Genomic DNA, 12,584 nt, shown 5'->3' with positions numbered 1-12,584 from the left:
GAGCCTGTCGAACGCGCCGATCGTTCGGCATGTCTCGGCAAGCGCAGCATTAACGGAAATTAGGGCTTGTTTGATGGACCATGTAGCTATTCCGACCGCCTGTCGCAAGAGACCATTGGCCAGCCTATTGGCAAACGGCAAAAGGCGGGTTAGTCAGCCGGCATGAGAAAAATATCCACCCTGCTCGCCGGCGTAACCGCGCTGTCCCTGTCCACCGCCGCTCTGTCCCAGGATAATGACCCGATGACGCTGCAGGCCGAGGCGCTGCAGGATGATGTCGCTTATGACATAGTCGAGGGGCTAACCACCGAGGTCGGGCCGCGGCAGGCGGGTACCGAGCAAGAAGCGCGGGCGCGTGACTGGTCGGTTGCCAAGCTCAAGTCCCTTGGTTTCCAGAATGTCCGCAGCGAGCCTTTCATGATGCCAACCTGGGTTCGCGGGGCGGAAACGGCGGCGGTCGTTGCGCCCTATCCGCAGAAGCTGATCGTCACCGCGCTCGGCAACAGCGGCAGCACGGGCGAGAAAGGGATTACTGCGGAGGTCGCCTATTTCGACTCGCTCGACGCGCTGAAAGCGGTGCCGGACGGCAGTCTCGACGGAAAAATCGCTTTTGTGACCCACAAGATGCACCGGGCGCAGGATGGTTCCGGCTATAGCGCTTTCGGTCCGATCCGCTGGTTCGGGCCGTCGATCGCCTCGCAGAAAGGTGCCGTGGCCTATGTCATCAAGTCGATCGGCACCGACTATCACCGCAATCCCCATACCGGCAGCACCGGCTTTGGTGAGGGCGTCAAAGCTATCCCGGCGGGCGCATTGTCGCTGCCCGATGCCGACAATCTCGAGCGGATGGTCAAGCTGGCGCGCAAGGACGGAAAGCCGGTCACGATGAATCTGGTGCTGACGCCGCAGAATATCGGCCAGCAGGAATCGGGCAATGTCATCGCCGAAGTGGTCGGGCGCGAGCCGGATCTGCCGATGATATTGGTCGCCTGTCATCTCGACAGCTGGGATCTGGCTACTGGTGCCTTTGACGATGCCGCAGGATGCGGGATCATCACGGCGGCGGCAAAGAATATCAAGGATCACGGCCAGCCCTTGCGCACGATCAGGCTGCTCTGGGCGGGCGCCGAGGAAGTCGGCATCTGGGGCGGCAAGGCCTATCGCGACGCCCATCGCAACAAGAAACACGCGATTGCCATGGAATCGGATTTTGGCGCCGACAAGGTCTGGCGGGTGGAGTTCACCCTGCCCGATGGCGCCAGGCCGGTAGCGGAAGAGATTGCGTCCAGCCTGCTCAATCTGGGCATCGGCCGTTCTGCCGGCGCTGCCGGGGGCGGGGCGGATATCGGTCCGATCATCAGCGACAGCAATCTGGCGATCATCGACCTGCAGCAGGATGGAAGCCGCTATTTTGATCTCCATCACACGCCGGACGACACGCTCGACAAGATCGATCCCGAGCAATTGCGGCAGAATGTCGCGGCCTGGACCACGGTGCTGTCGATCATCGCCAATAGCGATGCGGACTTCACCATGCCGGTAAAACCATGAGCGCGCGGACGCTTATCGGGCTGAGCGCCCTGCTGCTCGCCGCCTGTTCCGAAACCCCGGTCGAGGAAAAGGGTGACGAGGCGATTGCCGAAATGGAGGCAGAAATCGAGGAGGATGCCCGGTCCCTGGAAGAAGCGGCTGATGAAGCGGCCAAGGTGATGGCCGAGGATATCGACGCCGAAATGGCGGCTGAAGGGATAAGCGCCACCGCCCAGGAAGCGCAACCGCAGGCAACTCTGAACTAACCCGCCTGCATAGCGGGCGGCCTGTCAAACGGCTGGCAATCAGCCCAGCGGCAATATCAGCGTGGCGCGTAGCCCGCCTTTTTCACGGTTTTTCAGGATGATATCCCCGCCATGGTCGCGGGCGATGGCGCGGGCCAGCGTCAGGCCCAGACCGGAACCGCCGGTTGCGCGGTTGCGCGATGCGTCTCCGCGCAAAAAGGGCTCGAACATCGCGTCGATCCGCTCCTCGGGAATGCCGGGGCCGTCATCATCAACATGAATCAACAGGCTGCTACCGGACTTTTCCACAGAGATATCCGCAACCGTGCCGTAAAGAGTCGCATTGCCGACCAGATTGCGCAGCGCCCGGCGGACCAGGGTCTCGCGGACGGCGGCGATCTGCTTTTCGCCGCGCTGGTAGCGCACGTCGCGGCCGAGATCGCTGAACTCGTCGACAACCGTTTCGATCAGCGAGCGGATATCGACCGGATCAGACTGTTCGGTCGAGCGACCCAGCCGCGCCAGAGACAGGATGTCCTCGAGCATATTGTTCATTTCCTCGATCCCCGCGACCATCCGTTCGCGCTCGACCTCGTCCTCGACATTTTCCACACGCACCCGCAAAGCTGCCAGCGGCGTCCGCAGATCGTGGCCGATTGCGCCCAGCATCACGTCTTTTTCCTCGATCATCCGGGTGACGCGGCCGCTCATGTCGTTGAAGGCGCGGATCAGTTCCCGTGTGTCGGGCGGGCCCTGTTCTTCCAGTGCCTCGGTGGTGCCGGGCCGGAAAGACTGGGCGGTCGCGGTCAGCGATTTCAGCGGGCGTGAAATATAGCGGCCGAGCAAGATCAGCGGAATCAGCATCAGCAGATAGATAGTGACGGTCTGGAATATCAAGGTCCGGACCAGCAGGGGCGAACGTTCGCGCACGGCGGAGGCGATGCTGACCCACTGGCCGTCGTCCTGCTGCGCGGAAATGATGATGAAACCCTTGGTTTCCGAAGTTTCAGGGCCGCCACCCATTGACCGGTTGATAGGATTTTTGCGCCGTTCATTGCGACCGGTGCCTATTACATGGCCCGTCATGTCACTGGTCAGATCGCCGCGCAGGGTCGCGCGAATATCGGCAAAGCCGATGCCCATATTGGCAAAGGCCTGACCGGCCCGCGCTTCCAGTTCTGGCAGCCGCCGCATATCGTCGGTTACCGGGCTTTCCGCACTATATCGCAGTTGGCCCCAGCGCCGCGGCCGCATAGGATCTCGGCGCGACACCGGGCGATCGCTGGCCTGCCGTTCCAGACCGTAAGCAATGCGGGATACTGCGGAGGTCGAGGCTTCGACCAGATTCTGGTTCTGGGCGCCGCGATAGAGCAGGAAACTGTTGATCCCCTGCGCCAGCAACAGGATCAGCGCGACGACCAGCAGAAGCTGGCCGACCAGACTGTTGGGCCAAAGCCGCTTCACAGGGATTTTACCTCGCCGGCAAGCACATAGCCGCCGCCCCAGACGGTCTTGATGATTTCTGGGTTCTTGGGATCCGCCTCGATCTTGCGGCGCAGCCGGCTGATCTGGTTGTCAACCGCGCGGTCGAAGGCATGGGCCTCGCGGCCCTGGGTGATGTCGAGCAACTGGTCGCGGTTAAGCACCTTGCCGGCGCGGGACACCAGCGCCAGCAGCATCTGATATTCGCCGGTCGAGAGTGACACGCTCACGCCGTCGGCGTCGACAAGGCTTCGCTTGTCGCATTTCAGCGTCCAGCCGGAAAATTGATAGGCGCCCCCGCTCGCGCCGTTTGGCGCGGTACCGTTTTTTTCGGCCCGGCGCAGCACGACCTTGATCCGCGCGACCAGTTCGCGCGGGCTGAAAGGTTTGGTGATATAGTCGTCGGCGCCCAGTTCGAGACCGATGATCCGTTCGGTTTCCTCGGTCTTGGCGCTGATGAAAATGACCGGGATATCGGTCTTGTCGGTGACAAAGCGGCACAGGCTGAGGCCGTCTTCGCCGGGCATCATGATGTCGAGCAGGATGATGTCGAAGTCATAAGCATTGAGCAGCGACCGCGCGATACTGGCGTCGGCGGCCTGCTGGACCTTGTAGCCCTGCTTGATCAGATATTCGGCCAGTGGCTCGCGGAGCGAAGCTTCGTCATCGACCAGCAATATGTGGGTCTTGTTCGTCATGGGTTCGCCCTATCACAGGTTCTGAAAAAAGGAACGGACCGCCAGCCAATTTGGGGGAGAAGGGGGAGATGGCTGACGATCCGTTCGCAAAAGAGTGGTTCAGGGATTAACCGCCTCTTTTATTCCGTTCGCCCTTGCCGGCCTTGAAGGCCGCCTGGCGTTCTTCCTTGGTCAGCTTGCCGTCCTTGTTGGCATCGGCCTTGTCGAAATGGGCCATTGCCGCTGCGGTAAATTCGGCCTTGCTGATCTTCTGGTCACCATTGGTGTCGGCGTTGCGCATCATCGCCATGCCGTGACCGCCACGCTTGTTGCCTTTGCCGCGCATGCCCTTGCCGCCGCGCTTGCCCTTCATGGCCTTGGCTTCTTCCTGGCTGAGCGTGCCATTGCCGTCCTTGTCGGCGCGGGCAAAGCGGGCAGCCTTGCGTTCAGCGCGGGCCGCTTCCATTTCGGCCTGGCTCAGTTCGCCGTCACCATTGGTGTCGGCCTTGGCAAAACGCTCGGTCCGCTGGGCGGAGCGTTCAGCGCGTTTCGCTTCGCGATCTTCCTTGGAGAGATAGCCATCGCTGTTCACATCCATCTTGGCAAAGCGAGTGTTCAGCGATGCGGTCATTTCAGCCCGGCTGATCGCGCCGTCGGCATTGGTGTCAGCCCGCATGCCCCGGTCACCGGGTGCAGCAACGGCAACGCCGCCAGCCAGCAAAAGTGCAGTAGCGCTCGAAATCAAAATTGCTTTTTTCATAATCTATTCCTCATGTTCCATTTCAGGGAAACGGTCTATCGTTCCGCCATGAATGTTCTTCTAATAGCCACTTGTCGCTGAACTTTGTCAGAACAGACAAAAATTGTCGCAAATTGTATCAATTGCCGGACATTGTTCATGATTGCGACAGATTGCAGCGACCGGCAGCCGCTATGGGACACAGAAGGAGCGCCAGGGATGCGCGGATTCAGCTGTTCATGATCGTATAGCGGGCGGCGCCGGGCAGCTTGCACATGGTTTTCGAGACTTTCAGCTCCTCGCCATCGACAATCACGATATCGGCCAGAACCATGCACGGCGTGCCGTCGGGCAAGGCATTTTTGGACGAGACGGTCGAACTTCCCGAAACATTGTCGCGGACGCTGCTCTGCCATTCGACCTTCTTGCCGATTTCTCCGCCTTCGGTAGCGATCTGGGTCGCTTCGGCTGCCTGCTCCTGCTCTTCGGGATAGAGTCGGCACGCGACCACCTGCGAGAGATTATTGGCGCTATCAACCAGAAAGTCTCCGACCAGAGGGATTTTCCGTGTCATGCTGGCCATGCGGTCGGCCATGCCGAACAGGCCCTTGCGCTTGGGCGCCGCTTCCGCGTCATCCGGCCTGCCCTGTCCGTTACCGCACAGCGTATCAAAGGAATTCGCACCAGCCGGCTCCGCCGTGGCGCTATCCGACTTGTCGGTTGCGGCTGTTTCTTCGGCGATCGCGGCACTATTCGTATCTTGAGCAGGGGCCTTGTCTTGCTTCTGCTCTTCCTTCGAGTTGCCGCCAAAAAGGCCGCCCAATTGCGCCGATGCAGGCACGGGGACCAACATCGCCGCTATGCCGGTTGCCAGGACGACCGGCTTGATGCGCTTCGATAGCTCGATATTCATGAAATTCCCCCTCTGGCTGGACCTTAACGCTGTGACGGGTTGAAGCAAACCGATAAGCGGCCCAACATGATCCGGCAGAAGAATTTACATGGGCAGATGGAGGAAAACCAGCAGAGCAGGCGGATATCTCCTTCCGGTTGCGGAAGAGATGAAGATCGACAATTGATTTTGCCCGACCGTTTGAAATAAGCATTATTTGGCCATTTCCGGGAACCGGATTCGCGGTTCCCGCGTTGAGGAAGCAAATACATTTTAGCGGAACATTTTTATGACCCATCAGATTATGATCGTGGAGGATGAGTTTCTCATCGCCATGGAGCTGGAACAAATTGTCGGTAATCTCGGATATGATTGTATCGGTGTCGCTGATGACACCGAATCCGCATTGGCACTGGTCAGGAAAAAGCCGGGGATCGCTCTTGTCGACGTTAATCTGAGCGACGGACCGACCGGACCGATTATCGGCGCGCGGCTCGCCAATGAATTTGGCGTGAAAGTGGTCTTTATCACTGCCAATCCCCGGCTGCTGGGTGACGGTGTCGAGGGGACGCTGGGCGCGGTTACCAAGCCGGTTGAAATCGAGGTGCTGAAAGATGTTCTGAACTATCTCGTAGATGTCTCCAACGACAAGGATGATGCCGAACCGCCGCAGCGGATGAAGCTTTTCGACTGATCCGATCCGGTTCCCAGTGCTAGCTCCCGGCTAATCGGGAGGCCTGGACTTCCATGTCGATCTGCAAACCGGTCGGCAGCCACAAGCGCTCCAGCTTGCCACCCAGTTGCTGGGTTACCGACATTTCCACAAGCCTGGAACCGAAGCCTGACTCGGTCGGCGGTGTCTCGATCGGAGCGCCGCCCGTTTCCGACCATTTGAACCGCACCAGATCCTGATCATGCACGATAGCCAGCTCCACGCGGCCGTCATCAGCGGCCAGAGCGCCATATTTCATGGAATTGGTCGCCAGCTCGTGGAAAACGAGCGCGATGGGGGTTGCGGCCCTGTCGCCCACTGCAATATCGCCACCGGAAATTTGCAGTCGATTGTCCGAAAAAGCCGGGTAAGAGGCAAATATCTCGGATAGCAGACGTTGCATTGTGACATCGCCCAGCTCTGCCTGTTCCTTGTCATTGTGCGGCCGAACATATTCGTGCGCGCGGCCCAGGGCGGCAATCCGGCCCTTCAGGGTTTCTGCCGGCTCGCGGAACCGCTCGTCCCCGCGGGCGGTCATGCTGATCAGTCCGGATATGATCGCGAAAATATTCTTGATGCGATGGCTGAGCTCCTGACTGAGCATCTCGTTATGGCTTGCCGTCTGCTTGGCATCCTCGATATCGGTGCAGGTGCCGATCCAGCGCTGGATTTTCTGGTCCGGACCGATGATCGGCAGCGCGCGTCCCAATACCCAGCGATATTGGCCGGAATGGTGGCGGAGACGATATTCGACCTCGTAAGGCTCGCCGGTCTGCAGACTGTGATTCCATCTTTTCCAGGCTTCCGGCTGATCGTCGGGGTGAAACATGTCGGCCCAGGCCTCGCCGTCGGTCGAACCAGCGGGCGCGCCGGTAAATTCGTACCAGCGGGCGTTATAATAATCATGGTCGCCGTCGGGCAAGGTTGACCAGACCATCTGCGGCATGGTGTCGGCCAGCGCGTGAAAGGCATCACCGCTCTGCTGCAAGGCTCCCCGCTCTTGCAGCCGAGAGTCATTTGCCTGCCGGTCTCTATATTCATTCAACCTGAAATTCTTGATCTGGCTGCGGGTTGGCATAATCAGCTTCCACTGTTTTCCGGGACGGACGTCCGGGTGATTCACATATGCGGGGTAGAAAGGCGTAGCGAAACAATTTAGTCTATTTTGCAAAAATGTAACCAAATCTTTTCGCATCTATGAAAATTTTCGCGCCGGCTTCCCTGCAGGCTGTCCATCATAGACGGCTGGCTGTGCAACGTATTGGCCGGTGCGGCGTTGAAAGATAATATGGCTTTTGTGATGTACCGGCGATGAGCGCCATTTGCGACTTAACGCAATGGCGCTTCGTCCCGCCCCGCTGAAAGGGACTGTTTCGTGCGTGAGATTGGAATCGTGGGAAGCGGCCCGATGGCCATTTATCTGCTCAAACATCTCGCGTCCGGCGACGAACCATTGTCGATCAGCATTTTCGAAGCTTCCTCGACCGCCGGGATGGGAATGCCCTATGATCCCGCCCTCAACGCCGACTATATGCTGTGCAACGCCTTCAGTCGCGAAATTCCGGCACCGGTTCGCCCGCTGGTGGACTGGCTGAAGGATCGTCCGGCCCGCGAGTTGGGCGAATGGGAATTGTCGGCGCACGACCTGACGGCGCGGGCCTTCTATCCGCGCGTGCTGATCGGCGAATATCTCCACTCGCAATTCGGCGACCTCTGCGAAAAGGCCCGTCGCGCCGGACACAGGGTCGCGGTTCGGACGCAATGCCGGGTGACCGATATCGAGGCCGGTGACGCCGGGAAGGCCACGATATTCTATGACAACGGGAAATCCGCCAAAAAGCAGCAGTTTGACGAAGTCGTGATCGCTTCGGGACACAATTGGCCGAATGCGCCGGACATCGACGGTGTGACGCTGGTTTCGCCCTGGCCCTATACGAATATCACCGGACTGGAGCAGGACAATATCGGAATATTGGGTTCCTCGCTATCGGCGATCGACATTGTTGTCGCGATTGGCCATGCGCGCGGCGCGTTTGATGAGAATGGTGACGGGATCCGCTGGCTGCCCGATGATGAGGGGTGCGGACTGCAGGTCACCATGGTGTCGCATATGGGAATCATGCCCGAGGGCGATTTCTATTATCCCTTTCCCTATGAACCGCTGACCTGCCTCACGCCCGAAGCGATTGCCCAGGAGATGGCTCAAGGAGATGATGGCCTGCTCGATCGCGTGTTCGCGCTCCTCTGCGAGGAACTGGACGCGGCCGACCCCGATTATCTTGCGAGTTTGCCCGACAGCGCCCGGTCGGTTGAAGGTTTTGCGCCCGCCTATTTCGCCCGTCGGCGGGACGTTGGCGGGTTGCGCGCGGTGAAACGGGATCTGGCTGGCGCGCGGGAGACGATGCGCCGCAAGGAAACCATCCCGCACCGCTACGCGCTGCTCCGCGGCCACGAGGCGTTTGACCGGATATTGCGGCAGTTGCCGGAAAAGCAATATGACCGTTTCCTCGACCATCTGATGCCGGTCTTTGCCGACTGCTACGCGGCGGTCCCGCATCTGTCGCTGGCGCGGATCATTGCGCTCCATGACGCCGGTGTGCTGCAACTCGTCGCGACCGAAGACGGGGCCGAATTCTCGTCGGACGAGGCCGGACAGATCATCGTCGAGACGGAAAATGGTACCGCCGCGTTTGACGTCATGGTGGACGCCCGCGGGCAGTCTCCGGCGTCTCTGACCGACCTGCCCTTTCCGCGACTGGTCAAGGCCCTGCATGCGCCCGAAAAGCCTGTACTAAAGCCATTTGCTCTGAAACTCGAAGGCCCGCAAGCCAGTCCTGTTCACTGCCTGGCGCTACCACAGCTTCTCGAGCGTCATCCGTTTTCGCAGGGGCTGGTGGAATGTTCCCGCCTCGCGCGCTGCGTTGCCGACGATATATTGGGCAGGCCGCCAGCCCGCGGATAACGGCTTCGCGCGGGCGGATCCGGGCTGAGGCTGGTGGTGGAGCGGGTGAAGGGAATCGAACCCTCGTCGTAAGCTTGGAAGGCTTCTGCTCTACCATTGAGCTACACCCGCATTTTCCGATCAACCGTCAAGGTGACCGAATGCGCCGCTATTGCCACCGCTTTTGTGGTCCGTCAATCAGGAAAGGTCGAGATTTGCCTTTGACAAGGGACCCTGCCGTTCAAACCATTGTTCGACGGCCCGTTGTTCGCCTTCATTCATGTGTAATCCCAGCTTCGACCGCCGCCAGAGTATGTCCTCGGCGGTGCAGGCAAATTCGCGGTCGATCAGCCAGCGGATCTCGATCTCGTAGAGGCCGGCACCGAAAGACTGCCCCAAATCCGTGAGGCTGGTGACATCCGCCAGAATATTGGCGGTATCGGTGCCATAGGCGCGGGCCAGCCGGTGCAGAATCGACCGGTCGATGAAGGGCCAGCGGTCCTCATATTGATCGACCAGCGAGTCGAACCCGTCGGGCCGGAAATCACCGCCCGGCAGGTGCGCTTCCTTGGTCCAGTCATCGCCGTCGACATCAAGGGCGTCAGAAAGTGTGCGGATCGCCTGCAGCGCGAGCACGCGATAGGTGGTAATCTTGCCGCCAAAGATCGACAGCACCGGGGCACCATTGTCATTGTCATAGTCGAAGACGAAATCGCGGGTGACCGTGGCGGCGCTGCGGCTGTGGTCGTCGAACAGCGGACGGACACCCGAATAGGTCCACTGGATATCCTCGCGCGTCACCGGTTTCAGGAAATATTCGCTGGCGGCCGCGCAGAGATAGTCGATTTCGTCATCGCTGATCTTTGCCTCGCCCTCGGCATAGGTCCACGGCTGGTCGGTGGTGCCGATCAGCGTGTAATCGTCCTCATAGGGAATGGCAAAGATGATGCGGCCATCGCTGTTCTGGAAAATATAGCTGTGGTCGCCCTGATATTTGCGTTTTACCACGATATGGCTGCCCTTCACCAGGCGCAGTTTCGCCGCGTGGTTGCTGCGGTCGTAGAGCGCGGTGACCGGGTCGACCCAAGGGCCGGCGGCGTTGACCAAGACTTTTGCCTGCTCTGTCGTGGTCACGCCTTGTTCTCGTATCTGCAGATTCCAGTGATCGGTTCCCCGATCAAGCGCGACGCATTCCGCCCGGGTCCGGATTTCGGCGCCCCGGTCCGCGGCATCGCGCGCGGTGAGCGAGACGAGCCGGGCGTCCTCGACCCAGCAATCGGAATAGGCAAAGCCTTTCCTGAGGCGTTTCTGCAGAGGATCGCCGCGGCGGTCGCGGAGCAGGTCGAGGCTTCGGGTTCCCGGTAATATGTCGCGGCCGCCCAAATGATCGTAGAGAAACAGGCCGAGCCGCAGCAACCAGGCGGGCCGCATGCCCTCGTCAACCGGTAGCACGAAGCGCATCGGCCAGATGATATGCGGCGCCGCGCGGAGCAGGACTTCTCTCTCCTTGAGCGCCTTGCGGACCAGATTGAATTCATAATGTTCGAGATAGCGCAGGCCGCCATGAACCAGCTTGGTGCTGGCGGACGAGGTGTGCGAGGCGAGGTCGTCGCGCTCGACCAGCAGAACCTTCAGTCCCCTGCCCGCTGCGTCGCGTGCAATTCCGACGCCATTTATGCCGCCACCAATGATCGCCAAGTCGTACATTAGCGACCTCATAGACAAATCGGCGATTTGTGCAATGTTGCATTGCAGCATAGGCTGCTTTCGCTTGCCTTTTCAAAGCCAGCTTATAGCGTGAAAGCGCAATCAGGGAGCGGAACATGGCGGCACAGCATATATTGGTCATCGATGAAGGAACGACATCGACCCGGGCGATGCTGTTCGGTGTCGACGGCAAGCTGCAAGGCTCGCAGCAGGAAGCCCTGACCCAATATTATCCGGCTCCCGGGCTGGTCGAACATGATGCTGCCGAAATCTGGGAGAAGACCCTGAGCTGCAGCCAGAAAATGATCGAGAAGGCCGGCGGCGCCGACAAGATCGCGGCGATCGGTATCACCAACCAGCGGGAAACGGTCGTCGCCTGGGACAAGAGATCGGGCGAGCCGCTTGGCCGGGCGATCGTCTGGCAGGACCGCCGCACCGCCGCGACATGCGATCGCATGAAAGACGACGGTCTCGAACCGATGGTCCAGAAAAAGACCGGCCTGCTGCTCGATCCCTATTTTTCCGGCAGCAAGATCGGGTGGATGCTGGAAAACTGGCCGGACGTGCGGGCGGCGGGAGACAATCTGGCCTTCGGTACGATCGAATCCTATCTGATCTACCGGCTGACCGGGGGGCAGCATGTGACGGATGCCAGCAACGCCAGCCGGACAATGCTGATGGGGCTGGACTCCGATGACTGGGACGACGAACTGCTGGCGCTATTCGGCATTCCGCGCAAAGCGCTTCCCCGGATTGTCGATTGCGCGGGGGAACTGGGAACCACCGCGCCGGAACTGTTCGGCAGCCCGATCGCCATTTGCGGTTCGGCTGGCGACCAGCAGGCCGCCACCATCGGCCAGGCCTGTCTCGACATCGGCCAGACCAAGGCGACCTTCGGGACCGGAGCCTTCATCCTGACCAACAGCGGGGACACCGCGCCACGGTCGGACAATCGGCTGCTGTCGACTATCCTCTATCAATATCAGGGCCGCCGTATCTATGCGCTCGAGGGGTCGGTGTTCGTGGCCGGCAGCCTGATGCAGTGGCTGCGGGACGATATCGGCCTGTTGAAATATGCCGGAGAGAGCGAGGAGCTCGCACGCTCGGTCGATGACAATGGCGGAGTCTATCTGGTCCCTGCCCTGTCCGGCCTCGGAGCACCGCACTGGCGGGCCGATGCGACCGCGACGATTTCGGGTTTCAGCTTTGCATCGAAAAAGGCGCATATCGCCCGCGCCGCGCTCGAATCGATGGCCTATCAATGTCATGATCTGAAGACGGCGTTTTCTGCCGATGGCGTGGACTGGCAGAATTTGCGGATCGACGGCGGCATGGTGGCCAATGACTGGATGGTGCAGGATCTGGCCGATATTCTTGATATCACGGTCGAACGGCCGGAATTTTTCGAAACCACGGCGCTCGGCGCGGCGATGCTGGCAGCGGTCGGCTGCGGAATTCACCCCTCGCTTGAAGCCGCATCGGCGATGATATCCGGGCTGGACGTGCACGAACCGGCGATCGACCCCGAGACCAGAGACCTCCGCCTTGCGGGCTGGAAACGGGCGATCAGTTCGGTCCTGACCAGCTAGACTTACAATTCGCCGCCAGCAGACATAAAAAAGCCCGCATCACGCGGGCTTTTCTATTCATCAGCTTTCG

11 protein-coding genes and 1 tRNA gene are annotated in these 12,584 nt (G+C 60.1%); 5 read left to right on the top strand and 7 right to left on the bottom strand.

The window, feature by feature from the left end:
* Window positions 1-162 precede the first annotated feature (162 nt).
* On the top strand, window positions 163-1,551 hold the full coding sequence (locus CHN51_RS14925; RefSeq protein WP_100094728.1) for a M28 family peptidase: 1,389 nt from the start codon (window positions 163-165) through the stop codon (window positions 1,549-1,551).
* Window positions 1,548-1,796 (top strand): hypothetical protein, encoded by a 249-nt coding sequence (locus CHN51_RS14920; RefSeq protein WP_100094727.1) that lies wholly within the window; start codon window positions 1,548-1,550, stop codon window positions 1,794-1,796. The genes CHN51_RS14925 and CHN51_RS14920 overlap by 4 nt, the downstream gene beginning before the upstream one ends.
* Before the next feature lie 39 nt (window positions 1,797-1,835).
* Here CHN51_RS14920 and CHN51_RS14915 read toward each other — a convergent pair whose 3' ends face one another.
* The 4 genes from CHN51_RS14915 to CHN51_RS14900 form a co-directional block, all read right to left on the bottom strand.
* Entirely contained in the window at window positions 1,836-3,239 is a 1,404-nt protein-coding gene (locus CHN51_RS14915) for an ATP-binding protein (protein WP_100094726.1), read from the bottom strand.
* Complete coding sequence (locus CHN51_RS14910) at window positions 3,236-3,955, bottom strand: response regulator (RefSeq protein WP_100094725.1); 720 nt, start codon at window positions 3,953-3,955, stop codon at window positions 3,236-3,238. Before CHN51_RS14910 ends, CHN51_RS14915 begins: the two co-directional genes overlap by 4 nt.
* A 106-nt stretch (window positions 3,956-4,061) precedes the next feature.
* Window positions 4,062-4,694 carry a hypothetical protein gene (locus tag CHN51_RS14905; protein WP_100094724.1) on the bottom strand — a complete coding sequence of 211 codons (633 nt, stop codon included), beginning with the start codon at window positions 4,692-4,694 and terminating at the stop codon, window positions 4,062-4,064.
* Window positions 4,695-4,902: 208 nt separating this feature from the next.
* Window positions 4,903-5,586 (bottom strand): hypothetical protein, encoded by a 684-nt coding sequence (locus CHN51_RS14900; protein ID WP_100094723.1) that lies wholly within the window; start codon window positions 5,584-5,586, stop codon window positions 4,903-4,905.
* Window positions 5,587-5,854: 268 nt separating this feature from the next.
* On the opposite strand from CHN51_RS14900, the gene CHN51_RS14895 reads away from it, so the two are divergent.
* A complete protein-coding gene (locus CHN51_RS14895) occupies window positions 5,855-6,259 on the top strand; it encodes a response regulator (RefSeq protein ID WP_100094722.1) in 405 nt (134 codons plus the stop codon).
* A gap of 19 nt (window positions 6,260-6,278) precedes the next feature.
* Here the strand turns inward: CHN51_RS14895 and CHN51_RS14890 are convergent, their stop codons facing one another.
* Window positions 6,279-7,355, bottom strand: a complete 1,077-nt coding sequence (locus CHN51_RS14890; protein ID WP_206169907.1) for a PAS domain-containing protein — start codon at window positions 7,353-7,355, stop codon at window positions 6,279-6,281.
* Window positions 7,356-7,652: 297 nt separating this feature from the next.
* Here CHN51_RS14890 and CHN51_RS14885 point away from each other — a divergent pair, with 297 nt between their 5' ends.
* Window positions 7,653-9,239: an FAD/NAD(P)-binding protein gene (locus tag CHN51_RS14885; protein ID WP_123906330.1), complete on the top strand. Its 1,587-nt coding sequence runs from the start codon at window positions 7,653-7,655 to the stop codon at window positions 9,237-9,239.
* Between the two features lie 37 nt (window positions 9,240-9,276).
* On the opposite strand, the gene CHN51_RS14880 is transcribed toward CHN51_RS14885, so the two are convergent.
* Window positions 9,277-9,350, bottom strand: a tRNA-Gly gene (locus CHN51_RS14880).
* Between the two features lie 66 nt (window positions 9,351-9,416).
* On the bottom strand, window positions 9,417-10,925 hold the full coding sequence (gene glpD, locus CHN51_RS14875) for a glycerol-3-phosphate dehydrogenase (protein ID WP_240616752.1): 1,509 nt from the start codon (window positions 10,923-10,925) through the stop codon (window positions 9,417-9,419).
* 116 nt (window positions 10,926-11,041) lie between these two features.
* Here glpD and CHN51_RS14870 point away from each other — a divergent pair, with 116 nt between their 5' ends.
* Window positions 11,042-12,514: a glycerol kinase gene (locus tag CHN51_RS14870; RefSeq protein ID WP_100094719.1), complete on the top strand. Its 1,473-nt coding sequence runs from the start codon at window positions 11,042-11,044 to the stop codon at window positions 12,512-12,514.
* Window positions 12,515-12,584 lie beyond the last annotated feature (70 nt).

It is taken from the genome of Sphingorhabdus sp. YGSMI21, from assembly GCF_002776575.1.
Taxonomy (GTDB): domain Bacteria; phylum Pseudomonadota; class Alphaproteobacteria; order Sphingomonadales; family Sphingomonadaceae; genus Parasphingorhabdus.
The sequence above is the reverse complement of the archived record's forward strand: the minus strand, read 5'-3'. Positions and strand labels throughout refer to the sequence as shown.